The following is a 25,354-nucleotide window of genomic DNA, read 5'->3' on the forward strand; positions in this document are numbered from 1 at the left end:
TCGTCGGGGGTTCGGGGGTCGGGTCGGGGCGTCGGGAGCCGGGGCTCGGCGTGTCGTGCAATAAAGGTCGGGGCGCCGGGAACCGTCGTACCGCGCGTCAGGGGCCGGGGAAGGGCCGTCGGGGCAGCCGGGGCACCTCCGCGGCGGCTCGCAGCATGGGCAGGACGGGGGTGCGCAGACCGATGGCGAACTCCTCGTGCGGCCGGGTGCCGCCGTCCAGGAACCGCAGGAGCCGGGTCATGGGGACCGTGGCGAACAGTCGGGCGAAGAAGTCCGCGCCGTCCACCAGGCCGCTGTCCAGGGCGTGCAGCAGGACCGCGTCCATGGCGCGGGCGCGGGGGGAGTGCGGCAGCGGGGGCACGGGCCGGCGGCCCCGGCGCAGGGCCGCGGCGACGGCCGCGGTCTGGCGCTGGACGCCGGCGAAGGTGTAGCCGGTGGAGGGCCGGGTGGCTCCGCCGGCGGCGCCGATACGGAAGACGGACTGGCCCGTCTGCCGGGCGAACCTGGCGTCGGTCATCGGGATCACGCCGGTCTCGGTCGCGGTGACCTCGAAGTCGTCCAGTCCGAGCACGGTGCCGGTGTAGTGGTGCAACGCCTTGTCGTACGCGTCCGCCGACAGCACGGCCGGGGAGAACTCCGTGTACTCCACCAGGGCCTGGTCCGGGCGGGTGGGCAGGACGTAGCCGAAGGAGAGGCCCTGCGCGGGCTGGGAGGTGCGCAGGTCCATGAACTCCACGCGCCCCGGGTCGAAGACGGGCCGCCCGGTGCGGACGAACCAGCCGTGGAAGTGCTGGAGCAGTGTCGTACGGGCCGCGGGGAGACTGCCCAACGGCCGGGAGTCGAACACCCAGCGGGCCTGTACGGACGCGGGGTGCCCGTCCGCCGTACGGACGTCGATCCGGGCGCCCAGATCGAGTCCCTCGACGCACTCGACGGTCGCCTCGACGCGCCGAACCCGTCCGCTGCGGTCGAGGGCGTTGTTCACCAGGGCCTCGAAGTCGTCCGAGTGGATCATCTTGTAGCGCAGCGGGGAGATGTCGTGCTCGATCGGCTCCCCCGTGGGCCGGTGCACCCGCAGGCGCTGCCACGACCGGGTGACGGCGGCGTCGTAGGGGCCCGGGCCGGTCTCCCAGAAGCACCAGGTGCGCCGGGGCGGGCGCAGCGGTCCGGGCGGGGCGTCGACGAGGACGACGGACGGGTGCCGGGCGCCGGGGACGGGCCGGGTGAGGCGGTGGGCCAGGGACAGACCGGCGGCCCCCGCTCCGATGATGGCGACGTCCGCCTCGTGCATGACCGGGTCACTCCCTCCGCGTCTCCGCCGTGTGCTGCGACGGTGTTCCGGTCGCAGTACCCGTCCGGATGCGGATGTCACCTGCCGCGCGGCACATGGACCACCCACGGTTGATGAACATGTGCATCGGTTCTGCGTCGTTGTCACGCGGCGCACTCGACGAGCTCGTCCTTGCCGAGGCGGCCGGCGAGGCGGCGCAGGCCCCGGCGGGCGTGGCTCTTGACCGTGCCCAGCGGCCAGCCGGTGAGTTCGGCGATCTGGGTCTGGGTGAGGTCGTCGTAGAAGGCGAGGTTCAGCACCCGGCGCTGCGGGGCGGGGAGCAGCGACATCTCGTCGGCGAGCAGGACGCGGTCGAGCGCGGACTCCGGCAGCACCGCCTCGTCGTCGGCGCGCAGCAGCAACTGGGCGCCCGCGGCGGCGACGAGTTCGTTGCGCCGGGTGCGGGCGGCGAGCGCGTCGGCGATCTTGCGGCGGGCGATGCCGGTGAGCCAGCCGGGCAGGGTGCCGCGGTCCGGCGCGAACCCGGCACGGCCCCGCCACGCGGCGAGGAACACCAACTGGGTGATGTCCTCCGCCTCCCTCGCGTCCCCCAGGGAACGCCGGGCGAGCGCGTGGACGAGCGGGCCCCACCGGCGATGCACAACCGTGAGGCATGCCTCGTCCCCTTTGAGGAACCCCTCCACGAGCTCACTGTCGTCGATGTCCCCGCCGGTTCGCTGTGCGGTCGTCATCGTCACTCCTCCGCTGGGCCTGGTGGTCGCCGAGAGCGACTGCGGCCCTTCCACCCTGCGGATCGCACGCAGGAGGGGCAACTTGCATCGACTTCGCATCGAATCGCCGGGGAAGGGTGGACCACACGTCCGGAGGGACCCGGTCCCGGCCTTCCCTTCCTTTACTTTTCCGCCCCGCATCCGTCTCCGCCACCTGAGGCGAACCGGTCATGACGACGCCAGCATTGATCACGAGGATCTCGACGAGGGGAACCGGCATGAGCTCCACCGTGGCAAAGGGCCACCGCGCGGACCGGAGTCCGTGCGCACCCGAGACCGCCGAGCAGGTCTCCCCCGCGCCGCCCCGCCGGCCGGCCGCGGAGGCCGTACAGGCTCAGGGCGATCATCAGCGGGCCTCCCCGCCCGGCACCCGTCCGGCGTACGACGACGATCCGCGCGCCGTGGACGCGGACGTGGCCCACGCCGTGCGCACGGTGCTCGGCGACCTGCTCGACCGGCACGTGGCCGCGGCCGAGGCCGTCGACCCGCTGTTCGCCGAGGACCTGGCCGCGCGGGTCGCCCGTTTCACCCGCGGTGGCGGCAAGCTCGGCCGCTCCCGGTTCGTGTGGTGGGCGCTGCGGGCCTGCGGCGGCGACGAGCCCTGGCGGACCCGGGCCGCGCTGCGGGTCGGCGCCGCCCTGGAACTCATCCAGACCTGTGCCCTGGTCCACGACGACGTGATGGACGGCGCGCGGTCGCGTCGCGGACGGCCCGCCCTGCACGTCGACGTGGCGGCCCAGTACACCGACGCGGGCGACGCGCGACGCGCCGAGCGGCTCGGGGAGGCCGCGGCGATCCTCGCCGGCGACCTGGCCCTGGCCTGGGCGGACGACACGCTGGCGGACACCGAGCTGCCCCGCCCGACCGCACGGCGGGTCCGGGACCTGTGGAGCGCCCTGCGCACCGAGATGGTGGCCGGGCAGTACCTGGACATGCAGGGCGAGGCGACCTCGGCGCGTTCCCTGGCCCGGGCGATCCGCGCCGCCTGCCTCAAGAGCGCCCTGTACTCGGTCGAGCGCCCGCTCGCGCTGGGCGCCGCGCTGGCCGACGCCGGCCCCGCCGCCACCCGGGCCCTGTGCTCTGCGGGCCGCTGCGTCGGCCTGGCGTTCCAACTGCGCGACGACCTCCTCGACGTCTTCGCGGATCCGCGCGACACCGGCAAGCCCGTCGGCGGCGACATCCGCAGCGGCAAGCCGACCTACCTCGCCGCTGTCGCCCAGGCGCGGGCGGAGAGCTCGGGCGACCGGCGGGCCCAGGACGTGCTGCGCGGCACGCTCGGCCGTCCGGACGCCTCCGACGCCGAACTCGCCGCGGTCCGCGAGGTGTTCGTGGCCACCGGCGCTCGAGACACCGTGGAGGAGAAGATCCGCAGGCTGGTCGCCCAGGGACTGCGCCATCTGGACACGGCGCCGCTCGAACCCGAGCCCACGCGGCAGTTGCGGACGCTGATGCGCTCCGCGAGCGGCGTGGCCGACACCGCGGCCTGCGAACCGGTGCCCGTCTCCCTGATCCTGGCGACCGGCGAGGGGGCCGGCCGATGACCCGTACCGTGCCCGGACGCACCGACCATGTGGTGGTCGTCGGCGCCGGTCTGTCCGGTCTGGCGGCCGCCCTGCACCTGCTGGGCGCCGGACGCCGGGTGACCCTCGTGGAGCGCGACGCGTCACCCGGCGGACGTGCCGGGCGGATCGTCCGCGGCGGCTACCACATCGACACCGGGCCCACGGTCCTGACCATGCCTCATCTGGCGGACGAGGCGTTCGCCGCCGTCGGCGACAGCCTGCACGCCCGGGTCGACCTGGTACCGCTGCACCCGGCCTACCGGGCCCGGTTCGCCGACGGCAGCTCCCTGGACGTCCACACCGGCGCCGAGGCGATGGAGGCTGAGGTCGAACGTTTCGCCGGGGCCCAAGAGGCCGCCGCGTACCGGCGGTTGCGCGCCTGGCTGGAGCGGCTCTACCAGGTGCAGATGCGGCGCTTCATCGACGCCGACTTCGACTCGCCGCTGCACCTGCTCCACCCCGACCTGGCCCGGCTGGCCGCCCTCGGCGGGTTCGGGCGGCTGGACGCGCGCATCGGACGCTTCCTGCACGACGAACGGCTGCGGCGCGTCTTCTCCTTCCAGGCCCTGTACGCGGGCGTGGCACCCGAACGCGCCCTGGCCGCGTACGCCGTCATCGCGTACATGGACACGGTGGCGGGCGTCTGGTTCCCACGCGGCGGCATGCACGCCCTGCCCCGGGCGATGGCGGACACCGCCGCGGACGCGGGGGCCGACCTGCGCTTCGGAGAGACCGTCACCCGCCTGGAACGCTCCGGCGACCGGATCACGGCCGTGGTCACCGACGCCGGCCGCATCGCCTGCGACGCGGTCGTCCTCACCCCCGACCTGCCCGTCACCTACCGGCTGCTGGGCCGCGCGCCGAGACGGCCGGTGGGTCTGCGGTTCTCGCCGTCCGCCGTGATCCTGCACGTCGGCACGGACCGCACCTGGCCCGGACTGGCCCACCACACCATCTCCTTCGGCGCGGCTTGGCGGCGGACGTTCGCCGAACTCACGCGGTCCGGCAGCCTGATGAGCGATCCGTCCCTGCTCATCACGCGCCCCACCGCCACCGACCCGAGCCTCGCCCCGCCCGGCCGCCATCTGCACTACATCCTCGCCCCCTGTCCGAACACCGCCCTCGGCCCCGGCGCCGCCGCCTGGGGCGAACTGGGTCCGCGCTACCGCGACAGCCTGCTGGGCGAACTGGAACGGCGCGGCCTCAGCGGCCTCGCCGCCGCCGTCGAGGAGGAGTGCGTGGTCACCCCGGCCGACTGGCAGGCCCAGGGGCACGCGGCCGGCTCGCCGTTCTCCGCGTCGCACACCTTCGCTCAGACCGGACCGTTCCGGCCGCGCAACCTGGTGCGCGGCACCGTCAACGCGGTCCTCGCCGGCTGCGGCACCACTCCCGGTGTCGGCGTCCCGACCGTCCTGCTGTCGGGCAAGCTCGCCGCCGCCCGCATCACCGGCGGCGCCCGCCCCGGGCGGCCGCGCCCCGCCGTACGTGAGACCCGGGAACGGAGGCCGGCATGACCGACCGTGAACTCGACGCGGCAGGCGTCACCGATCCGGCGCTGCGCAAGGCGTACACGCGGTGCCGGCGGCTGAACGCCCGGCACGGCAAGACGTACTTCCTCGCCACCCGTCTGCTGCCCGTCGCCCGCAGGCCGGCCGTGCACGCGCTGTACGGCTTCGCCCGCTGGGCCGACGACATCGTCGACACGCTCGACGGTACGACCACCACCGCCGAGCGGGCCCGACGGCTGACCCTGCTCCAGCACGAGCTGGAGCTGGGACTGACGGCGGGTCACAGCGCCGAGCCCGTGGTCCACGCGCTGTCCGACACCGCGCGGCGCTACGACATCGACCACCGCCACTTCACCGACTTCATGGCCGCGATGCGCGCCGACCTCGACATCACCGACTACGCCACCTATGCCGACCTGCGCACCTACACCTACGGTTCGGCGGAGGTGATCGGTCTGCAGATGCTGCCGGTGCTCGGCACGGTCGTCCCCCGCGAGGAGGCGGCACCGCACGCAGCGGCCCTGGGCGTGGCGTTCCAGCTCACCAACTTCCTGCGGGACGTGGGCGAGGACCTGGACCGCGACCGCGTCTACCTGCCCGCCGACCTGCTGGCCTCCCACGGGGTCGACCGTCAACTGCTGCGCTGGAGCCGGGACACCGGCCGGCCCGACCCCCGGATCACCGCCGCCCTGCGGGAGTTCGAGCGACTGACCCGCGCGATCTACCGTGAGGCGGCCCCGGGACTGGCCATGCTCGACCCGGTCTCGCGCCCGTGCATCCGCACGGCCTTCGTCCTGTACGGCGGCATCCTGGACGCGGTCGCCGCGGACGAGTACCGGTCGGTGCAGCGCCGTGCCGTGGTCCCGGGACACCGGCGGGCCGTCGTGGCCCTCGACGGCCTGGTCCGGGTGGGGGCCGCGCGACTGCGGCACGGGACGGCCGGCGACCGGGCGGTACCCCTGCCGGACACGGCAGCCGACACCTCGACACCCTGGCGGAGGATCGCATGAAACCGCGGCGACCCACGGGACGCCCCCGTTACCCGCTCGCCCTGCGGCGCCGCCCGGTGCGGTGGGAGAAGCAGCAGCCGACCTGGCGGCAGGCCCGCCCGGCCCTGATCGCCGAGGCCCTGAAGCGGGCCCAGGCCCGGCCGTCCGGCAACTGGTACGTCGTCGGCGCCACCCGGCACGTGCACCGGGACCGCCCGCTGTCCGCGACGGTGGCCGGGCAGGAGCTGGTGGTGTGGCGCACCGCCGACGGACGGCTCGCGGCGGGCCCCGGGATCTGCCCGCACCTGGGAGCACCGCTCGCCGACAGCCCGGTGCGCTGCGGGACCCTCGTCTGCCACTGGCACGGACTGGCCCTGGACGGCGGGCCGTTCGCCGGCTGGGAGCCGCTGCCCGTGCACGACGACGGCGTGCTGGTCTGGGTGCGTCTGGACGAGGTGGGCGGTGAGCCCCACACACCGGCGCCGTTCGTCCCGCCCCGGCCGGAGGTGTCGCGCTCCGTCGCCGCCGTCTACACCGGGGTGGGGGTCTGCGAGCCGGAGGACATCGTGGCGAACCGGCTGGACCCCTGGCACGGGGCCTGGTTCCACCCGTACTCCTTCGTGGACCTGACCGTGGTCGACACCCCCGAGGCCGAGGGGACGGACGACGACGGGTTCACCGTGGACGTCTCCTTCAAGGTGGCCGGACGGCTGGTGGTGCCGGTGCGGGCCCTGTTCACCACGCCCGACCCACGGACGGTCCTCATGCGCATCACGGAGGGCGAGGGCCTGGGTTCCGTGGTCGAGACGCACGTGACCCCGCTCGGCCCGGACGAGCTGGGCCGTCCGCGCACGGCCGTCGTCGAGGCGGTCGTGGCGTCCTCCACCCGCACCGGTTTCGCGGCGGCCCGCACGGCGGCGCCCGTCCTGCGCCGCCTGATGAGGGCGGGGGCGGCGCGGCTGTGGCGCGACGACCTGGCCTACGCCGAACGCCGCTGGCTGCTGCGCTCCACCGGACGCTTCCCCGGCTGACCGAAGCGCCTCCGCGCGGCGGACGGGGTGCCGCGGTTCAGTCCGGCGGGGCGGCGACCGCGTCCGGGTGGTCGGCGAGGTAGTCCCGGAGCACCGACTGGAAGCTCGCGTCGGGGCGGAGTCCCAGTGCGGCGGCGCGCCGGTGGTCGAGGACGGCCGGCCAGGAGCCGACGATGGCCTCGACCGCCGGATCCGGCGCGACGGTGACGAGGTCGGCGACCGCGTCACCGGCGACCTGGCGCAGGGTCGCGAGCATGTCGGCGACCGAGACGGTCAGGGCGGGCAGGTTCACCGGCAGCGGGCCTTCCAGGCGGCCCGGCCCGGTGCCGCGTTCGGCCTCGGCGACACAGAGGATGCCCTCGACAGTGCGCCGGGGCGAGGAGAGCGCCACCTTCAGAGCGGGGTCGACGGGACAGACGGCGGGCAGGCCCGCGAGCGGCTCGCGCACGATGCCGGACAGGAAGCCGGAGGCCGCCGCGTTGGGCCTGCCCGGCCGTACCGCCACCGTCATCAGCCGGGCGACCCGCCCGTCGACGAAGCCGCGCCGGGTGCAGTCCGCGACGAGCTGCTCGCACATCAGCTTCTGGGTGCCGTAACTCGACCGCGGTACCGGCACGGTCGTCTCGCTGACCACCGCCGGCAGGGGCAGGCCCGGGTGGGAGCCGTACACGGCGACACTGCCGGCGAACAGCATCCGCGCTACCGGCCCGCCCGACCGGGACTGGGTCCGCGCCGCCTCCAGCAGCGAGCGGGTGACGTCCACGTTGGCGTGCATCCCGAGGTCGAAGTCGGCCTCGCACTCGGCCGACACCGCGGCGGCGAGATGGAACAGCACGTCCACGGGCTCGGCGAACACCGCGTCCAGGTGCTCGGGCAGCTCCCCGTGCACCACCTCGATGGGTACCCCGGCGCCCTGTGGCATCCCGGGCCAGGGCACCCGGTCGACCAGCACCAGCCGGCTGATCGGCTCACCCCCGAAGGTCCCCGCCCGCGCCAACGCACCGGCCAGCAGCCGTCCGAGGAACCCGGACGCGCCCGTCACGACGACCCTCACCCGCTCATCTCCCACCTCGGCCCGGCCGATGCCCGCCGCATGATCGAGAGTGCCGCCCGCCGGCCCCTCCCCCCACGTGATATCAGGGCAGAACACGCAAGCCAGGACGCCTCTCTGTGCCGAACTGGTGAAATATTGACGGGAGTTGTGAACAGCGACAAGAATGCGGCTCGCTCGCTGTGACCAGAGCGAGCGAAGTGACGCGAGTGGCTCTGCCACGGCCTGCATTCCCCCCTTACCGCCGGCCACGGCCGCTCGCGCCCGGCCACCTCCCACACTTTCGACACCGCTAGGGCATATCTTGACGCGCCTTTCACGCTCCAGAACTTCGGCCGCCTTCGCCGCGACCGCCTTCATTGCCGCGGCCACTCCCCTGCTCGGGGCCACCGCCGCCCACGCCACCCCCGCGGGCGGCTGCCAGACCGCCACGGTCCAGTACCGTCTCGTCGACTCCGCCGGAAAGCCGGTCGACGCCGACTGGACCTCCCAGGGCGGCTTCCACCAGTGGTCCTCCGCCCCCGGCACCGTCGAGGTCCGGCTGGCGCCGGGTCAGACGGTCGGCGAGGGCTGCAAGTACCCGGTCTCGCTGGCCGAGTACACCACCGAGGGACCGGACTGGTACACCTCCGGTCTGCAGACCCTCGTCGACCACGCCACCGTCTACCTCACCGCCAAGGACCTCCCCGGCGCCGAAGACGCCGGGCGGACCTGGCAGAAGCTCTCGGTCAGGACGCCGGACTGCTACGGGCAGATCGACCTCTACGGCGACGACGTCGTCTACGACGGCGGGTCGGGCGAGGGCCACGGCCCCGCGCCCTACCAGCCCGACAACGTCGCCACGCCCTACCACCTGATCGCCGCGTGGAACGGCGGCGACAAGTCGTGCAGCCCCGAGCAGCCGAACTCGCCCACGCCGCCGGCCTCCCCGTCCACGCCGGACAACCCGAGCAGCCCGCCCGCGAGCGAGCCGCCCGCGGACGAGACGACCCCGCCGGCCACCCCGACGGCCCCGCCGCCCACCTCCACCACTCCGCCGACCACCCCGGACGTCCCTCCGCTGGAGTCGACACCGCCCACCGGCCCGGCTCCCTCCCCGAGCGACAGCACCCCGCCGCTGGCCGAGACGGGTTCCAGCGCCCCGGTCGGCGCGATAGCCGGCGGCGCGGCCGCGGTGATCGCCCTCGGAGCGGCCGCCCTCTACGGCACCCGCCGCGCACGGCGTTCCTGACCGGCACCCCTGCCCGCACCGCCAGGCGGTAGGGCAGTCGGCGGTCTCGCCCCGGACACCGGCCGTCCGACACCGAACCACCCGGTCGGCCGGCGTTCGGGCCGCACCGCCCTCTCGGCGGTTCAGTCCTCGCCGTGCGATGCGCGGTCGGCGAGACCACCGGCGCCGAGCGGCCCGGTGTAGGTGAGGGACCGTTCGGCCTCCAGACGGGGCAGCGCGCGGCGCGACACCCGCAGCACGAGGGGCGGCAGCGCCGCGCGCACCGGCTGGGTCAGGCGCAGCCAGGCCGGCGCGTACACGGCCGTACGGCGTCGCTCCATGCCCTTCACCAGGCGGGCGGCGACCGTCTCCACGGTGTACACCCGGCGGGCCGGAAAGGGCATGCCGGCCCGCAGTTCCCGCAGCACGACATGCCGGTCGGCGTCACGGATCATGTCGGTGTCCGTCCAGTTGATATAGGCGACGCCCACGCCGACGCCCCGGTGCACCACCTCGGCGCGAAGGGAGTGCGCGAACGCTTCCGCCCCCGCCTTGGAGGCGCAGTAGGCACTCATCAACGGAGCCGCGCCGATCGACGCCAGCGAGGCGATCTGCAGGTAGTAGCCGGCCGTGTCGAAGAGGTCCGGCAGGAACGCCCGGGCCGTGTGGGCACTGCCGGTGAGATTGACCTCGACCACGCGGCTCCAGGCGTCCGGCGGCGAGGTCAGGAACGGGCCGCCCTCGGCGATGCCCGCGTTCGCCACCACCGCCGAGGGCGGTCCGAGACGGGCCCGCACCGCGCGGGCCGCGGCGGACAGCGCGTCCGGGTCGGTCACGTCGACCTCGACCGCGAGGGCGGGCCCCGGCAGGGACTCGGCCACCGCTTCCAGGAGGGCCTTCTCGTGGCCCAGCAGAGCCACCCGGGCCCCGCGCCGGGCGATCTCGCGGGCCAGGGCCGCGCCCAGGCCCCGGGCGGCTCCGGTGACGGCCACCGTCCGGCCGGCGAGCGGACTGTCGCGCATGGCCGACCCTCCTTCCGAGGAACGTGGAAAGGTGAACGCGGAACGGGCGCCCCGCGGGCGTCTCAGCTCTCGCGGGCAGCCGGGCGGGCGGTGTGGTCCGGATGACCGGAAGTGCGGCGCTCCTCCTTCATCTCCGCCTCGAACAAGTGGTCACGGCCCTGCGCGAGTTCCTGCACCGCACTCGTCTCCAACTGCTGGAAGGGCCGGTAGTAGGTGGCGTTGTAGGCCTCCACGATCTGGAAGGTCCAGTGCCCGGGGATGACGTTGCGGCCGAGGATCTCCGAGCGGACCTTCGCGGCCCATTCGGGGTGACCCGCCTCCTCCAACAGCCGCACGGCACGGTCGAGTTGCAGATCGGCCGTCCCGGTGAGCTGGTGGAAGTCGTACAACCGGCCCCGGGCCCGCTCGGTGGTCTCCAGTGCCTTGGACAGCGCCCCGAGGGCCTCGACGGTCGTGTCGTCGACGCCGGTGGGGCGCCGATGGTCGCGGTCGGGGCCGCTGGGGGCCTCCTCGTGCGTGTTCACGGGTCCTCCTCCACGGTACGGCCGCCCCGGCGGGCGGCGCCTTGGATCAGCGCCTGCTTCCGGTGCGGTCGCGGCGGGTCAGGAGTCGTTGGGCGCGGGCGAGCCCCGGGGGCCGGTGGCGGTGCAGGGCGGCCCGTGCCGCGTTGGCGCCCGGCGCTCCGTGCACGCCACCGCCCGGGTGGGCCCCGGAGGACGCCAGGAACAGGCCGGGGACCGGGGTCTCGGGGCGTCCGGTGCCGGGCACGGGGCGGAAGACGAGCTGCTGGTGCAGGGCGGTCGTGCCCCCGTTGATGGCACCGCCGCCCAGATTGGCGTCCAGCGCCTGGAGGGTCGGCGGGGCGAGGATCCGGCGGGCGCGGATCAGGCCGCGGAAGCCGGGCGCGAACCGCTCCACCTGGCGTTCGACCCGGTCCGCCATGAGCTCCTGGTCCTTGGCGTCCCAGCGGCCGGTGACGCCCTCGTCCGCGGCGTCGGCGGCGATCTCGTGCGGGACGTGGGTGTAGGCCCAGGCCGACTCGGTGCCCTGCGGGGAGCGGGTGGCGTCGGACGTGGTCATCTGGCCGAACAGCAGGAAGGGGCGGTCCGGGACCTGCCGCATGGCGAGCTGGGCGGCGAAGCGAGTCAGCTCGTCGACGCCGTCGGCGAGGTGGACGGTACCGGCCCGGGACGCCTGCTCGGCCTGCCAGGGCACCGGCCCGTCGAGCGCCCAGTCGACCTTGAAGGTGGCGAAGTCCCACTGGAAGCGGCGCACGTCCTCCAGAAGCTGGGGAGGCAGGTGCTCGGGGTCCAGGAGGCTTCCGTACAGCGCGGGCACCGACACGTCCGCCAGCACCGCCCGGCGGGCCCGTACCGCGTCACCGGCCGCCGTACGCACCCCGACGGCCCGGCCGCCGCGGACGACGATCTCATCGACGCGCTGCCCGCAGTGGAGCCGCCCGCCCCGGGCCCGCAGGCGACGGGCCAGGGCCTCGGTGAGGGCGCCGGAGCCGCCGACCGGGACGGGGAAGCCGTAGGTCTGTCCCAGCATGGCCATCAGCCAGCCGAAGCCGCCGCTGCCGGCGGATTCCGGGGCGAGGTCGGCGTGCAGGGCGTTTCCCGCCAGCAGCAGCCGGCCGCCTTGTCCGCGGAACTCCTCCTCTCCCATCCGCCGCACCGGGAGGACCAGGGTCCGGGCCATCCGCAGACCGCCCGCGGCCCGTAGCCGCCACGCCAGGCGGGCCGTCGCGCGGACCGGCGGGAAGGGGGTGAACAAGGCGTCCAGGACGTCGGGGCGCAGCCGCTGCCATACGTCGTGCAGCCGCCGCCACGCGTCCCCGTCGCCCGGCGCGAAGGTGTCGAGGGAGGCGGCGGTGGTGTCGACGTCACGGTCCAGAAGAGCGCAGCTACCGTCGCTGAGGGGGTGGGCGAGGACGCTCGGCGCGTTGCTCCAGCGCAGTCCGTGGTCCTCGAGACGCAGTCCGGCGAGGACCGGGGAGGCGGCCGCGAGCGGGTAGAAGGAGCTGAAGAGGTCGTTGACGAAGGCGGGGTCCACCCCGTGGTCGTGGCGCACCGCGCCGCCCGGTTCCGGCTGCTCCTCCAGCACCTCGACGCTCCAGCCGGCGTCCGCGAGCACGTTGGCGGCGACCAGTCCGTTGGGGCCCGCGCCGATCACCACGGCATCAGGCATGACCGGCTCCCTGCGCGCCCGGTGCCGCCGCCCGGACCGGTGCGAGGTGCCGGCTGTCGTCGCGGGCCGGGTTCTCGCACAGCCTGGCCAGCCGGGCGAGCATGGTGCGGTGCCGGAGCTGGATCAGCGCGTCGAAGCCGACGTTGTGCAGCCGGCCACCGGCTCCCTGAAGGGGGTGTTCGTCCACGATGACCAGGCAGTGGTCGCCCCACGGCCGCAGTTCGATCGCGATACGGGCCGTGCCCAGCACTCCGGCGTGGGCTTCAAGCTCCAGCTCGGCGCCTTCCTCGCACCGGCGCACTACCGTCTCGTTGGTCAGCCGGAGCGGGCCGAGGCGGACCTCGAAGCGGATCGCCGCGTCCTTCTGCGGCCAGTGTCCTCGGACCGGCTCGGACTGCGCGGTCCCCACGACCCATTCGGCGTATCGGTGACCGTCGGCGAGGACATCCCACACGACACTCGGTGCGACTCGGATCAGACGATGGCGACGAGCCACGGATACCTCCAGGACTGGTGTACAGAGAGCTTCGGTCGCGGGCCCGCGGCCGGATGCACCGATTTGCCCCGTCTCGCGGGAGCACGGTGCCGCGGTCGCGGCTCGACCGATGAGGAGTGCCCAGGTCCGGGAGGTTCAAAGCGGCGCCGGCGGCCCGGCGAAGTCACGACCCCGGCCGGTCGGGCGCGCCTTGCGCTCCCCTACGGCGTGAACGAACGGCATCCCAGGGCGCCGGCCCTCGACCGGCGTCATCACGGCGGGCCTCTGCACAGGCATCGGTGACGAGTGCCCAGGGCCGGAGGGGGCGGGCCAGGGGAAAACACGGCCCCGGCCGGGAAGACGCGGCCGCCCTCGCCCACGGTCTGAAAGGACCGGGTCCCGAGCCGTCAGCACCGGCAGGCCTCATCACCGCGGGCCTCGGCCCAGGCATCGGTGACGAGTGCCCGGGGCCGGAGGGGGCGGGCCAGGGGAAAACACGGCCCCGGCCGGGGAGACGGGCCCGCCCTCGCCCACGGTCTGGAAGGTCCGGGTCCCGAGGCTTCAGCCGTCGGCCGGTCTCGTCGTCGCAGTCCCCCGCCCAGGGGTCGTCGAAGTGACCCGTCGGCTCTCGTCGAGGCCGCGGGCAGGCCTATGTCGTGGTCGTCACCGGCTCATGGGCTGTGCGGAGAGCGACGACCTCGTGCGGCTAGTCGTCGAACAGCGTCAGGCGGGCCGTGACGCACTTGCCCACCGGCTCCTGGCGCACCTCTATGGCCTGGACGACCGCCATCACGATCTCCAGGCCGTGCTGGCCCACCCGCCCCGCGTCCGCGGCACGCGCCAGCGGAAGGGTCGGGTCGGTGTCCCAGACCTCGATCTCCAGCATGGCGTCGGCGATGCGCAGGTGCAGCAACACCGGCCCTGGCGCGTATTTCAACGCGTTGGTGACCAGTTCGCTGACCACCAACTGCCCCAGGTCCATGGTGCGGGCGGCAACCGGCAGCCCGTACTCCCCCTGCACCCGCGTCAAGAACTTCGACGTCTGGGCCCGGGCGTCGGCGATACAGCCGTCCGCTCCGTCCAGGGCCACGGTCACCTCGGCAGGTGCGGCTTCCGGCATCCGCGAACACTCCTCAGGCAGGACCCGCACCCTGCCGACCATCTCCAGTACCCCGTTCATGAGCGCGCGGATACCCCCTGTTTCCCGTCTTACGCCTGTGCCGTCTGTTCTTGTCCCGCACTCGAACTTCAGGGTCGTCCGATGCATCGTGCTCGGTCATCCTGGGCAGCGGTGGCACCAAGGACGTGACGGCCCCCATCGAGTGCGCAGAGGAAGCGAGTGGCAGACAACCGGGAAGCAGCGGGTCACGGCACCCTGACCGTGGTCCGGACCGACGCCGACGGCATCACCGTCCTCGGCCTCGACGGAGAGATCGACCACCAGAGCGTGGGCGGCCTGACGCGGGCCCTGGTCCCGGCGGACTCCGCCGTGGGTCAGCGGGTCGTCATCGATCTGAGCCAGGTCACGTTCATGGACTCCAGCGGTGTCAACGCCCTCATCGCCGCCTTCCAGGCCGCCGGGAAGGCGGGAGGATGGGTGCGGCTCGTGGTGGTGCGGGGTGCCGTCCTGCGCACCTTGCAGCTCGTGGGCCTCGACAGCGTCATCCCCTTCCACCCCACCCTGGAGGACGCCCTCGCCGCAGCGCGGCCGGACCCCGGAAAATCCTGACGAGTACCCGAGATCATCACCCTCACACCACTTTCAGGACTTCTTTTTTCCGCGTGTCACAACCCTTCCCACAGCCTTTTGTCGCTGCTCCCCACCTGGGTTAATCTTCGACGGATTTCTCATCGGGCAACTCCGTGGGGTGCGGGATTGTCGCTGGTGAGCGGGCCCTTGACGAGCCCGCCAGGGTTCCGAGTCCCCGGTGCGGGGGCTCTTGGGGAGCGGAACGAGGGTGCGCATGACCAGCACGTCGACGGAGGCCCGCGAACAGGCCCCGGGTGAGCAGGAGCTACGCCAGTTGCTGGCGGGGCTGACGGCCGTGCGCGACGGCGACTTCGGCACTCGGCTGCCGTCCGACGGACAGGGTCTCCTGGGCGACATCGCCACGGTCTTCAACGGCATGGTCGACCAGCTCTCCGTGTTCACGTCCGAGGTCACCCGGGTGGCCCGCGAGGTGGGCACCGAGGGCACGCTGGGCGGCCAGGCGGAGGTGCCGGGCGTCTCGGGCACCTGGGCCGACCTGACCGACTCCGTGAACGCCATGGCGGGCAATCTCACCACCCAGGTCCGTGACATCGCCCAGGTGGCGACGGCGGTGGCCAAGGGCGACCTCTCGCAGAAGATCGACGTGCCCGCGCGCGGGGAGATCCTTCAGCTCAAGGAGACCGTCAACACGATGGTCGACCAGCTCTCCGCGTTCGCGGACGAGGTCACCCGTGTCGCCCGCGAGGTCGGCAGCGAGGGACGGCTGGGCGGCCAGGCGCAGGTGCCCGGGGTGGGCGGGGTCTGGCGGGACCTCACCGATTCGGTCAACTTCATGGCGGGAAACCTCACCTCCCAGGTCCGCAACGTCGCCCAGGTGACGACGGCGGTGGCGCAGGGCGACCTCTCCCAGAAGATCACCGTCGACGCCCGCGGCGAGATCCTCGAACTCAAGAACACCATCAACACGATGGTCGACCAGCTCTCCGCCTTCGCCGACGAAGTGACCCGTGTCGCCCGCGAGGTCGGCACCGAGGGCCGGCTGGGGGGCCAGGCGGACGTCAAGGGCGTCAAGGGCACCTGGCGCGACCTGACCGACTCCGTGAACTTCATGGGCGGCAACCTCACCGCGCAGGTCCGCAACGTCGCCCAGGTGGCCACCGCGGTCGCGCAGGGCGACCTCTCCCAGAAGATCACCGTCGACGCCCGCGGCGAGATCCTCGAACTCAAGAACACCATCAACACGATGGTCGACCAGCTCTCCGCCTTCGCCGACGAAGTGACCCGCGTCGCCCGCGAGGTCGGCACCGAGGGCAACCTCGGCGGACAGGCGATCGTGCGGGGCGTGTCGGGAACCTGGAAGGACCTCACCGACAACGTCAACGTGATGGCCTCCAACCTGACCGGGCAGGTCCGCTCCATCGCCCAGGTCGCCACCGCCGTGGCCCGCGGCGACCTCTCGCAGAAGATCACCGTCGAGGCCAAGGGTGAGGTCGCCGCGCTGGCGGACGTCATCAACACCATGGTCGACACGCTGTCCGCCTTCGCCGACGAGGTCACCCGCGTGGCCCGCGAGGTCGGCACCGAGGGACGTCTCGGCGGCCAGGCCCACGTGCCGAACGTGGCCGGCACCTGGAAGGACCTCACCGACAACGTCAACTCCATGGCCAACAACCTCACCGGGCAGGTCCGCAACATCGCCCTGGTGACGACGGCGGTGGCCAACGGCGACCTGTCGAAGAAGATCGACGTCGACGCCCGCGGCGAGATCCTGGAGCTCAAGACCACCATCAACACGATGGTCGACCAGCTCTCGTCGTTCGCCGCCGAGGTCACCCGCGTCGCACGCGAGGTCGGCAGCGAGGGACGGCTCGGCGGACAGGCCGAGGTCGAGGGCGTCGAGGGCACCTGGAAGCGGCTCACGGAGAACGTCAACGAACTGGCCGGCAACCTCACCCGGCAGGTCCGTGCCATCGCCGAGGTCGCCAGCGCCGTCGCCGAGGGCGACCTGACCCGGTCGATCAACGTGGAGGCCTCCGGTGAGGTCGCCGAGCTCAAGGACAACATCAACTCCATGGTGGAGTCCCTGCGCGAGACCACCCGGGCCAACCAGGAGCAGGACTGGCTCAAGACCAACCTGGCCCGGATCTCCGGCCTGATGCAGGGCCACCGGGATCTGCCCGTGGTCGCCGAGCTCATCATGGACGAGCTCACCCCGCTGGTCTCCGCCCAGTACGGCGCCTTCTACCTGGCGGAGGACAGCGCGCGCGGCCCCGAGCTGCGGCTGGTGGGCTCGTACGGCTATCCGGACGACGACGAGCGGCCCACCCGCATCCCGGTCGGGCGCTCGCTGGTCGGACAGACGGCACGCAACCGCCGTACCGTCACCGTAGAGGAGCTGCCCGAGGGGTACGTCACCATCTCCTCCGGTCTCGGGCAGGTGTCGCCCACCGCGCTGGTGGTGCTGCCGATCGTGGTCGAGGAGCAGGTGCTCGGAGTGATCGAGCTGGCGTCCGTCAGCCGCTTCAGGCAGATCCACCAGGACTTCCTGGCACAGCTCATGCCGACCATCGGCGTCAACCTCAACACCATCGTCGCCAACGTCCGCACCGACGAGCTGCTGGACGAGTCGCAGCGGCTGACCGCCGAACTCCAGGCCCGCTCCGAGGAGTTGCAGGTCCAGCAGGACGAACTCCAGCGCTCCAACGCCGAACTGGAGGAGAAGGCCTCCCTGCTGGCCTCGCAGAACCGCGACATCGAGGCGAAGAACCTCCAGATCGAGCAGGCCCGGCAGGAACTGGAGACCCGCGCGCAGCAGTTGTCGCTGGCCTCCAAGTACAAGTCGGAGTTCCTGGCCAACATGAGCCACGAGCTGCGCACCCCGCTCAACAGCCTGCTGATCCTGGCCCAGTTGCTGGCGCAGAACCCCTCCCGCAACCTCACCCCCAAGCAGGTCGAGTACGCGGGCATCATCCACTCGGCGGGCTCGGACCTGCTCCAGCTCATCAACGACATCCTCGACCTGTCCAAGGTCGAGGCGGGCAAGATGGACGTGGCGCCCGAGCGGGTGTCGCTGCGCCAGCTCCTCGAGTACGTCGAGGCGACGTTCCGGCCGATGACGACGCAGAAGAGCCTGGAGTTCACGGTCGCCACCGCGCCCGGCACCCCGGCCGACCTGCTCACCGACGACTCCCGGCTGCGGCAGATCCTGCGCAACCTGCTGTCGAACGCGGTGAAGTTCACCGAGCAGGGCGGTGTGGAGCTGCGGATCGAGCCCGCCGCCGACCGGGAGGTGCCGCCGGGTGTGCATCGCGGCGGTCCGATCGTGGCGTTCCGGGTGAAGGACACCGGCATCGGCATCCCGCAGCAGCAACTGGAGACCATCTTCGGGGCGTTCCAGCAGGCCGACGGGACGACCAGCCGCAAGTACGGCGGTACCGGGCTCGGTCTGTCCATCACCCGGGAGATCGCCCATCTGCTGGGCGGCGCGGTCACGGTGGACAGCACTCCCGGCCAGGGCAGCACGTTCACGCTGTACCTGCCCGTCGCACGCGCCGACTTCGAGGAACTGATGGAGAACGGCGGGCGTCCGGCGGAGCACCCGCAGGACACCGCCGACGTCCTGGAGGCGCACGAACCCCGGATGCTGCCCGCCGCGCCCGCACCCGGGCAGCGCAGGCGCCGGCTGCTGGTCATCGAGGAGCGCCCGCGCGGTCTGCTCACGCTGGTCGCCGAACGGGCCGTCGCGGACCTCGGCGACTCCGACGACTCGCACGGGGCGATCGACATCATCACGGCCGTGGGGGCGCAGGAGGCCGCGAGCATGCTGGCGACCGACCCCTGCCACTGTGTCGTCCTCGAACTCGGCATGCCGCACGACGAGGGCGCCGACTTCCTGGAGGCCATGGGCGGTGACTCGGCGCTGGCCAGCGTGCCGGTGCTGATCCACACCGGGCACCGCGTGGACCTCGGCCAGGAGCAGGGGCTGCGGGCCCTGGCGGGCGACCGGCCGCTGGACTTCCTGTCCAGCCTGGACGACCTGCGCGAGCGCATCACCCTGCACCTGTCCGCCGAGCAGCCGGGCGACGTGCTGTCGCTGGTGCGTCCCGAGGAGCCGCAGCGTCCGATGGCGCAGGTGGTGGACGACTCCTTCGTCGGCCGGACGGTCCTCGTGGTCGACGACGACGCGCGCAACCTGTTCGCGCTCAGCGGGGTGCTGGAGCTGCACGGCTTCCAGGTCCTGCACGCGGACAACGGCCGCAAGGGCATCGAGATGCTGCTCGCCCACCCGGACATCTCGGTGGTCCTGATGGACGTGATGATGCCGGAGATGGACGGTTACGCCGCCACCGCGGAGATCCGTTCGATGCCGCAGTACGCGGAACTGCCGATCATCGCGGTCACCGCGAAGGCCATGCCGGGCGACCAGGAGAAGAGTCTCGCGTCGGGTGCCAACGACTACGTCACCAAGCCCGTCGACACCGGCGACCTGATCGCCCGGGTCCGGCGGTGGCTGCCGGAGTGAGCACGCGCAGTGCCCTCCAGCCGACCGCGTGACGTCCCCAGCCGAGGAACAGGCCCACCGTGAGTGATCTCCGCCAGCCGTCCGAGCCCCAGACCGCCCCCGTGGGCCCCGAGCCCACCGTCGACGGCGGTGACGGTGACGGGCAGGCCTCCCCTGTCGGCAGGCTGGCGGCGACCGTGGAGCGGCTGCGCCGGGAGGTGCGGGCCGCGCAGGCCGAGGCGGACGGGCGGGCCCTGATCGAACTGGCGAAGGGCATCCTGGTCGAGCGGCTGGGCTGCGGGCCGGCGCAGGCCTCGCGGCAGCTCGCCGAGCTGACGGAACAGGCGGGCGTGACCCCGCTCGAGTTCGCCGTCGAGGTGATCAACCAGGCCTCGCGCGACCGGCTGTCGGAGGTGACCAGCGCCTTCCTGGCCGCCACCGCAGCCGCCGCCGAACCGGCCGAGGGGCACTCCTCCGCGGTGCGGCTGCGGACCGCGGAGAGTGGTGCGCTGGCCGCCGACGACACCCAGGCGGTCGCCGACTCCCTGCTGGAGCACGCGCTCACGCCGCTGGGCGCGGAGGCGGTGGCGATCTGGTCCCTGGGGTCCGACGGGTCCCTGTCGCTGGCGGGCTGCGCCGGGTTCTCCGCGGCCGAGGCCGGACGCTGGCGCCATGTGCCGCCCGGGGTGACGACCGTGGCGCGGCGCGGGCTCACCGAGCGCGACGGGGAATGGATCCACAGCCTGTCCGAGACCGGCCTGCCGTCCATCGGCCAGCACCAGTACCCCGACGGCGGCCGGATCGCCGTACCGGCCGGGACCGGGGGGCGCATCCACGGCGTCCTCGAGATCGCCTGGCCCGCGCCGCTGGAGTCCCCTTCCCCGCCCATCGTGCGGCAGATCGAGGCCCTGGCCGAGCTGTGCGCGCACACCCTGGAGACGTACACGCTCCAGCACCCGGACGGCGCCCTCGGCCCGCGCGTCCTGCCGGACGTCGCCGAGCTGATGGACCTGGCCGACGGGCTCCACGACCCCGCCCTGGTGCTGGTGCCGCACCTGGGACCCGACGGGCACCTCGTCGACTTCCGCATCCACCACGTCAACAGCCGCTTCCTCGACCCCGCGGGACGGCCGCGGGGCGCCGTGAACGGTGCGCTGCTGCTGGAGGCGTACCCGATGGCCGCGGGCCACAGCGAGCTGTTCGAGCGGATCGAGCGCGTCTACGCCACCGGCGAGCCCTTCCGTGCCCACCGCATGCGGCTCACCGCCCTGGTCGACGACGTCCAGCTCGCCGCGGTCGCCGACATCAACGTCAGCCGGCACGGCGACAGCGTCCTGCTGATCTGGCGCATCGAGGACGAGACCGCCCGCCTGGCGAGCCTGCTCCAGCACGCCCAGCGCCTCGGCCGCATCGGCGGTTTCGAGGAGAACCTGCTGACCGACGAGATCACCTGGAACGGCCAGCTCTACCACCTCTACGGCAGGCCCCTGTCCGACACCCCCGTGCCGCTGGAGGACCTGCCCGCCTACGCCCATCCCGACGACGCCGTCGCCATCGGCCGGTTCCTGCGCACCGTGCTCCACCAGCGCCGCCCCGCCTCGACCGCGTTCCGCCTGCAACGCCCCGACGGGGTCACCCGGCACATCCGGGTCGTGGCGGAGCCGGTCCTGGACTCCGCCGGCCAGCTCTACCTGCTGCGCGGCGCCTACCAGGACATCTCCGCGCACCACTGGACCGAGGTCGCCCTCGCCGCCACCCGGGACCAGCTCGCCCACACCGAGCAGCAGGCCAGCGAACGCAACCGGCTCACCCTCCAGTTGCAGCACGCCATCATGCCCCCGACGCAGGCACCGCTGGAGGTGCCGGGGATGGACGTGGCGGTGCGCTACCGGCCCGCGGAGACCCAGCATCTCGTGGGCGGCGACTGGTACGACGCGGTCGTGCTGCCGTCCCGGCTGGTGCTGCTGTGCGTGGGCGACGTCGCCGGTCACGGCATCGAGGCGGCCACCAGCATGGTCGTGCTGCGCAACGCGCTGCGCGGGCTCGCCGTCACCGGTGCCGGGCCGGGCCAGCTCCTGTCCTGGCTCAACATGGTGGCCCACCATCTGACCGGCGCCGTCACGGCCACCGCGGTGTGCGGCCTGTACGACCCCGAGAACCACACCCTGCGCTGGGCGCGGGCCGGGCATCTGCCGCCGGTGCTGGTGCGCGGCTCGGAGGCGGCACCGCTGCCGTTGGTCACGGGGCTGCTGCTGGGCGCCGTACCGGAGGCGACGTACGAGGAGCACGAGGTCCAGCTCGCCGTCGACGACACGCTGCTGATGTACACGGACGGGCTGATCGAACGCCGGGACCGGTCCGTGGAGGAGTCCCTGGCGCAGTTCCTGACGGTGGCGCGCGCGGTCCCGCCGACGCTGGACCAGCAGTTGGACCGGCTGCTCACGCACAGCAGGTCCGACACGGACGACGACACCTGCATCGTGGGAATCCGCGTGGCCTAGGGCGTGGTCCGCGCCGGGGCTTGTGTCCGCGCATACGGGGAACGCGGTTGCTCCGAACGAGCGGGGAGAGGGCATGCCGCGAGCCAAGGAGTACACCGTCGCCGCGTCCGGCCAGTGGACCGACGAGGAGGAGGGCCGCCGTCGGCTGCCCGCCGGAGAGGTCCACGCCTGGGTGCAGGGCTTCAACCAGACGGTCTGCGGGCTCTCCCTCAGCCGGTCCCGGCTGATCCGCTTCCCGCACGTCACCTGGACGGACACGATCCCGGAGTCCGGGGGCGCGGCCGACCGGGTGCGGCGGCTGTGTCCGCGCTGCGCCTCGGTGGCGGGACGGCGTGGGAGCGACGCCCGTCCGAAGTGGCAGCGCACCAACCCCCGACCGTGACGGGAGCCGGCATGACCGACCGGAGAAGTCCAGGCGCCGCCGAGCGGCTGGCGCGGGCCGCCGACGACGTTTTTGGCTGGAGCGAGCTGAGGCCGGGCCAGCTCACCGCGATGGAGGCGGTCATGGCGGGCCGGGACACCCTGGCCGTCATGCCCACCGGGGCCGGGAAGTCGGCGGTGTACCAGGTGCCGGGGCTGCTGCTGCCCGGGCCGACGGTGGTGGTCTCCCCGCTCATCGCCCTCCAGCGGGACCAGATCGCCGGCCTGCTCGGCCGGGCCGGCGCCCCGGAGGCCGTCGCGGTCAACTCCGCCCAGGCGGCCGGAGAGACGGAGGCCGCCTGGGACGCGGTACGGCACGGCGACGCGGAGTTCCTGTTCCTCTCCCCCGAGCAGCTCGCCAAGGACGAGGTGGTCGAGCGCCTGGCGGAGGCCGCGCCCTCGCTGTTCGTCGTCGACGAGGCCCAGTGCGTCGCCGCCTGGGGCCACGACTTCCGCCCCGACTACCTGCGCCTGGCCCAGGCGGCCCAGCGGGTGGGCAGGCCCCCGGTCCTCGCTTTGACGGCCACGGCCGCCCCGCCGGTGCGCGAGGAGATCGTGGAGCGCCTCGGCATGACGGATCCGGAACTGGTCGTGGCCGGTTTCGACCGGCCGAACATCACGCTGGAGGTGCGCCGCTTCCAGGACGACACGGACAAGCGCCGGGTGGTCGTGGAGCGCGCGGCGGCGGAGCCCAAGCCGGGCATCGTCTACACCGCCACCCGCCGGGACGCCGAGGAGTACGCCGCCGACCTGGCCGCGCTCGGCCTGTCGGCCACCGCCTACCACGCCGGGCTGTCGGCCGGTGAGCGCTCGCGGGCGCACGACGCCTTCCTGGCCGGGGAGACCGACGTCGTGGTCGCCACCTCCGCCTTCGGCATGGGCATCGACAAGGAGGACGTGCGGTTCGTGCTGCACGCGTCGGTGCCCGGCTCGCTCGACGCCTACTACCAGGAGATCGGCCGCGCGGGCCGCGACGGCGGGCCCGCGGTCGCGGTCCTGCACTACCGGCCGCAGGACAGCGGACTCCAGCGGCTCTTCGCCACGCGGGCGCCGGACGAGGACACCCTCGGCGCGGTCGCGGAGCGCGTGCACGACAGCGGCACTCCCCTCGCGCGGGACGACCTCGCGCAGGAGACGGGACTCTCGCGCCGACGCGTGACGGCTGCCGTCAACCTCCTGGAACAGGCGGGAGCCGTGCGCGTGGAGGACGACGGGCGGGTGGGCGCGGTGGCCGGCACGACCCCCGCGGAGGCGACCGCCCGGGCGACGGAGGAGGCCCTGTCGAGCAGAAGGCTGGAGGAGTCGAGGCTGGCCATGATGCTGGGCTACGCCGAGACCACGGGCTGCCGGCGCCGCTTCCTGCTCGGCTACTTCGGGGAGCCCTACGACGCCCCGTGCGGGGCCTGCGACATGTGCGCGGCCCCCTCGGCCGGCGACAGCGTGGTCGACGGGGTCGGGGAGACGGGCGAGGAGGCTCCCGCACAGACGGCCGCGGCGCCCTATCCGGCGGGCACGCGGGTGCGGCACACCGAGTGGGGGGACGGCACGGTGATGAGCGAGGAGGGCGACCGCATCACCGTGATGTTCGAGTCCATGGGCTACCGGACGCTGTCCCTGGCCGCCGTCACCGGCAAGGACCTCCTCAGCGCCGCGCCACCACCCGCAGCGTCCTGACCGAGGGGTCGGCGGCGTCCGGGATGAGGACGCCGTGCTCGACTCCGCTGCGCAGGTAGTCGAGGACCTCGTCGGTGATGACCTCGCCGGGAGCGATCGCCGGCACGCCCGGAGGGTAGGGGCTGATCATCTCCGCGGAGATGCGGCCCGCGGCCCGTTCGGCGGGGACGTGCTCGACCTCGGCGAAGAAGGCGTCGCGCGGCAGCATGGCCTGCTCCAGCTCCAGGGCCGAGGGCTCGGGCAGGCGTACCGGCGGCCTGCGTTCGATGGACTCGGCGCCCTCGGTGAGCGCGCGCAGGGCGTCCAGCAGCGTCTTCTCCGTCTCGTCGTCGTCGGCGTGGGTGATCGACGCGCTGATCCGGCAGGTGTCCGAGCCGCCGAGGTCGACGTGCAGTTCGGTGCGCAGCCACTCGGCGGCCTGCATGCCGCTGATCCCGAGCTCGCGCACATCGATCACGATCTTCAGCGGGTCGAAGGCCGCGGCGAGCCCCTCGTCCACGATCTCCTGCCCCATCGGCCGCAGCCCCGGCATGTCCGCGGCCGCCAGGCGGACGCGTTCCGCCCGGCGCAGGGCGGCGTCCAGGAGGTCGTGCCCCTGCTCGACCATCTGCCGGCGCCAGCCGTCCAGGGTCATGTAGATCAGGGACGAGGCGCTGGTGGTGCCTAGCAGGTCCTCCCGCTGCTTGAGCACCTCCGGCGAGATCCGGTCGTACTGGAGGTGGAAGACGGAGCTCTGTTCGATCGCCCCGCCCATCTTGTGGACGCTGGTGACCACCAGGTCGGCCTCGGCGTCCATGCCCCAGGCCGGCAGCCCGGGGTGGAAGGGCAGATGGGCGCCCCACGCCTCGTCGACGATGAGGGGCACGCCGAACTCGTGGCACACCTGCGCCACGCCCCGGATGTCGGCGCAGGTGCCCCAGTCGGTGGGGGTGATCAGCAGCATGCCCTTGGCGTCCGGGTGCTCCTGGAGGCTGCGGCGGACGTCGTCGGGCTCCGGAGGATGCGCGAGGTGCCGGTGACGGTCGAACTTGGGGTGGACCCAGATCGGTTCGACGCCGTTGACGACGACGCCCGAGATCACGGACTTGTGCGCGTTGCGCGAGAGCAGCAGCTTCTCCCCCGGACCGGCCACGGACAGCATGGCCGTCTTCACGGACAGGGAGCTGCCGCAGGTGGAGAAGAACGCCTGCTCGGCGCCGACCGCGTCGGCCATCAGCTCCTGCGCCTGGCTGAGCACGCCCTGGGACTGGCGGCGGTCGTCCAGTCCGTTGAGGGACAGGACGTCCGAGCGGAACACGTCGAGTCCCACGATCTCGGCCACCCGGGGATCGACGCCCCGGCCCTGCTTGTGGCCGGGCGGACCGAAGACCACGTCTCCGCGGCGCCGGAACTCCTCCAGCGCCTCCAGCACGGGCACCCGTGAGTGATCCATGGTTCCTCCCAAGTCC

The 25,354-nt window shown here is 73.2% G+C and carries 19 protein-coding genes; 10 read left to right on the forward strand and 9 right to left on the reverse strand.

Annotated features, from left to right (window positions below):
* Positions 1 to 97 precede the first annotated feature (97 nt).
* Positions 98 to 1,291, reverse strand: a complete 1,194-nt coding sequence (locus ACZ66S_RS26145; protein ID WP_469903954.1) for a lycopene cyclase family protein — start codon at positions 1,289 to 1,291, stop codon at positions 98 to 100.
* A gap of 143 nt (positions 1,292 to 1,434) precedes the next feature.
* On the reverse strand, positions 1,435 to 2,022 hold the full coding sequence (locus ACZ66S_RS26150) for an RNA polymerase sigma factor (protein WP_469903955.1): 588 nt from the start codon (positions 2,020 to 2,022) through the stop codon (positions 1,435 to 1,437).
* A gap of 257 nt (positions 2,023 to 2,279) precedes the next feature.
* Here ACZ66S_RS26150 and ACZ66S_RS26155 point away from each other — a divergent pair, with 257 nt between their 5' ends.
* From ACZ66S_RS26155 to ACZ66S_RS26170, 4 genes are read left to right on the forward strand one after another with little or no spacing between them, the layout of a single operon-like run.
* Entirely contained in the window at positions 2,280 to 3,602 is a 1,323-nt protein-coding gene (locus tag ACZ66S_RS26155) for a polyprenyl synthetase family protein (protein WP_469903956.1), read from the forward strand.
* Positions 3,599 to 5,137, forward strand: coding sequence for a phytoene desaturase family protein (gene crtI, locus ACZ66S_RS26160; RefSeq protein WP_469903957.1), 1,539 nt, complete (start codon positions 3,599 to 3,601; stop codon positions 5,135 to 5,137). The genes ACZ66S_RS26155 and crtI overlap by 4 nt, the downstream gene beginning before the upstream one ends.
* Positions 5,134 to 6,141 carry a phytoene/squalene synthase family protein gene (locus tag ACZ66S_RS26165; protein WP_469903958.1) on the forward strand — a complete coding sequence of 336 codons (1,008 nt, stop codon included), beginning with the start codon at positions 5,134 to 5,136 and terminating at the stop codon, positions 6,139 to 6,141. Before crtI ends, ACZ66S_RS26165 begins: the two co-directional genes overlap by 4 nt.
* A complete protein-coding gene (locus ACZ66S_RS26170; RefSeq protein ID WP_469903959.1) occupies positions 6,138 to 7,151 on the forward strand; it encodes a DUF5914 domain-containing protein in 1,014 nt (337 codons plus the stop codon). The genes ACZ66S_RS26165 and ACZ66S_RS26170 overlap by 4 nt, the downstream gene beginning before the upstream one ends.
* Before the next feature lie 37 nt (positions 7,152 to 7,188).
* On the opposite strand, the gene denD is transcribed toward ACZ66S_RS26170, so the two are convergent.
* Complete coding sequence (gene denD, locus ACZ66S_RS26175; RefSeq protein WP_469903960.1) at positions 7,189 to 8,205, reverse strand: D-erythronate dehydrogenase; 1,017 nt, start codon at positions 8,203 to 8,205, stop codon at positions 7,189 to 7,191.
* Between the two features lie 301 nt (positions 8,206 to 8,506).
* Here denD and ACZ66S_RS26180 point away from each other — a divergent pair, with 301 nt between their 5' ends.
* Positions 8,507 to 9,433, forward strand: coding sequence for a hypothetical protein (locus ACZ66S_RS26180; RefSeq protein WP_469903961.1), 927 nt, complete (start codon positions 8,507 to 8,509; stop codon positions 9,431 to 9,433).
* Between the two features lie 122 nt (positions 9,434 to 9,555).
* Here the strand turns inward: ACZ66S_RS26180 and ACZ66S_RS26185 are convergent, their stop codons facing one another.
* From ACZ66S_RS26185 to ACZ66S_RS26205, 5 genes are all read right to left on the reverse strand, one after another.
* A complete protein-coding gene (locus tag ACZ66S_RS26185; RefSeq protein ID WP_469903962.1) occupies positions 9,556 to 10,434 on the reverse strand; it encodes an SDR family oxidoreductase in 879 nt (292 codons plus the stop codon).
* Positions 10,435 to 10,496: 62 nt separating this feature from the next.
* On the reverse strand, positions 10,497 to 10,958 hold the full coding sequence (locus tag ACZ66S_RS26190; RefSeq protein ID WP_469903963.1) for a hypothetical protein: 462 nt from the start codon (positions 10,956 to 10,958) through the stop codon (positions 10,497 to 10,499).
* A gap of 46 nt (positions 10,959 to 11,004) precedes the next feature.
* Positions 11,005 to 12,624 (reverse strand): phytoene desaturase family protein, encoded by a 1,620-nt coding sequence (locus ACZ66S_RS26195; protein ID WP_469903964.1) that lies wholly within the window; start codon positions 12,622 to 12,624, stop codon positions 11,005 to 11,007.
* Positions 12,617 to 13,120, reverse strand: a complete 504-nt coding sequence (locus ACZ66S_RS26200) for an SRPBCC family protein (RefSeq protein WP_469903965.1) — start codon at positions 13,118 to 13,120, stop codon at positions 12,617 to 12,619. Before ACZ66S_RS26200 ends, ACZ66S_RS26195 begins: the two co-directional genes overlap by 8 nt.
* Positions 13,121 to 13,805: 685 nt before the next feature.
* The gene (locus ACZ66S_RS26205; protein ID WP_469903966.1) at positions 13,806 to 14,279 is read right to left on the reverse strand and encodes an ATP-binding protein; all 474 of its coding nucleotides are present in this window, start codon (positions 14,277 to 14,279) and stop codon (positions 13,806 to 13,808) included.
* A gap of 159 nt (positions 14,280 to 14,438) precedes the next feature.
* On the opposite strand from ACZ66S_RS26205, the gene ACZ66S_RS26210 reads away from it, so the two are divergent.
* The 5 genes from ACZ66S_RS26210 to ACZ66S_RS26230 all read left to right on the forward strand — a co-directional run bounded on the left by ACZ66S_RS26210 (position 14,439) and on the right by ACZ66S_RS26230 (position 23,906).
* Positions 14,439 to 14,828, forward strand: a complete 390-nt coding sequence (locus tag ACZ66S_RS26210) for an STAS domain-containing protein (protein WP_469903967.1) — start codon at positions 14,439 to 14,441, stop codon at positions 14,826 to 14,828.
* Between the two features lie 235 nt (positions 14,829 to 15,063).
* A complete protein-coding gene (locus ACZ66S_RS26215; RefSeq protein ID WP_469903968.1) occupies positions 15,064 to 19,332 on the forward strand; it encodes a HAMP domain-containing protein in 4,269 nt (1,422 codons plus the stop codon).
* A gap of 59 nt (positions 19,333 to 19,391) precedes the next feature.
* Complete coding sequence (locus ACZ66S_RS26220; protein WP_469903969.1) at positions 19,392 to 21,812, forward strand: SpoIIE family protein phosphatase; 2,421 nt, start codon at positions 19,392 to 19,394, stop codon at positions 21,810 to 21,812.
* A gap of 73 nt (positions 21,813 to 21,885) precedes the next feature.
* Complete coding sequence (locus tag ACZ66S_RS26225) at positions 21,886 to 22,194, forward strand: hypothetical protein (protein ID WP_469903970.1); 309 nt, start codon at positions 21,886 to 21,888, stop codon at positions 22,192 to 22,194.
* Positions 22,195 to 22,205: 11 nt separating this feature from the next.
* Positions 22,206 to 23,906, forward strand: a complete 1,701-nt coding sequence (locus ACZ66S_RS26230; protein ID WP_469903971.1) for a RecQ family ATP-dependent DNA helicase — start codon at positions 22,206 to 22,208, stop codon at positions 23,904 to 23,906.
* Here the strand turns inward: ACZ66S_RS26230 and ACZ66S_RS26235 are convergent.
* Entirely contained in the window at positions 23,875 to 25,338 is a 1,464-nt protein-coding gene (locus tag ACZ66S_RS26235) for an aminotransferase class I/II-fold pyridoxal phosphate-dependent enzyme (protein WP_469903972.1), read from the reverse strand. The two genes, ACZ66S_RS26230 and ACZ66S_RS26235, sit on opposite strands and share 32 nt — an antisense overlap.
* Positions 25,339 to 25,354: the final 16 nt, after the last annotated feature.

Source organism: Streptomyces sp. NPDC107471, assembly GCF_055582845.1.

Coding starts and splice junctions, on each gene's coding strand:
- ACZ66S_RS26185 (WP_469903962.1), bottom strand. CDS start 10,434: ATGCGCGACAGTCCGCTCGCCGGCCGGACGGTGGCCGTCACCGGAGCC.
- ACZ66S_RS26145 (WP_469903954.1), bottom strand. CDS start 1,291: ATGCACGAGGCGGACGTCGCCATCATCGGAGCGGGGGCCGCCGGTCTG.
- ACZ66S_RS26235 (WP_469903972.1), bottom strand. CDS start 25,338: ATGGATCACTCACGGGTGCCCGTGCTGGAGGCGCTGGAGGAGTTCCGG.
- ACZ66S_RS26150 (WP_469903955.1), bottom strand. CDS start 2,022: ATGACGACCGCACAGCGAACCGGCGGGGACATCGACGACAGTGAGCTC.
- ACZ66S_RS26230 (WP_469903971.1), top strand. CDS start 22,206: ATGACCGACCGGAGAAGTCCAGGCGCCGCCGAGCGGCTGGCGCGGGCC.
- ACZ66S_RS26155 (WP_469903956.1), top strand. CDS start 2,280: ATGAGCTCCACCGTGGCAAAGGGCCACCGCGCGGACCGGAGTCCGTGC.
- ACZ66S_RS26205 (WP_469903966.1), bottom strand. CDS start 14,279: ATGAACGGGGTACTGGAGATGGTCGGCAGGGTGCGGGTCCTGCCTGAG.
- ACZ66S_RS26215 (WP_469903968.1), top strand. CDS start 15,064: ATGACCAGCACGTCGACGGAGGCCCGCGAACAGGCCCCGGGTGAGCAG.
- ACZ66S_RS26165 (WP_469903958.1), top strand. CDS start 5,134: ATGACCGACCGTGAACTCGACGCGGCAGGCGTCACCGATCCGGCGCTG.
- ACZ66S_RS26195 (WP_469903964.1), bottom strand. CDS start 12,624: ATGCCTGATGCCGTGGTGATCGGCGCGGGCCCCAACGGACTGGTCGCC.
- ACZ66S_RS26225 (WP_469903970.1), top strand. CDS start 21,886: ATGCCGCGAGCCAAGGAGTACACCGTCGCCGCGTCCGGCCAGTGGACC.
- ACZ66S_RS26170 (WP_469903959.1), top strand. CDS start 6,138: ATGAAACCGCGGCGACCCACGGGACGCCCCCGTTACCCGCTCGCCCTG.
- crtI (WP_469903957.1), top strand. CDS start 3,599: ATGACCCGTACCGTGCCCGGACGCACCGACCATGTGGTGGTCGTCGGC.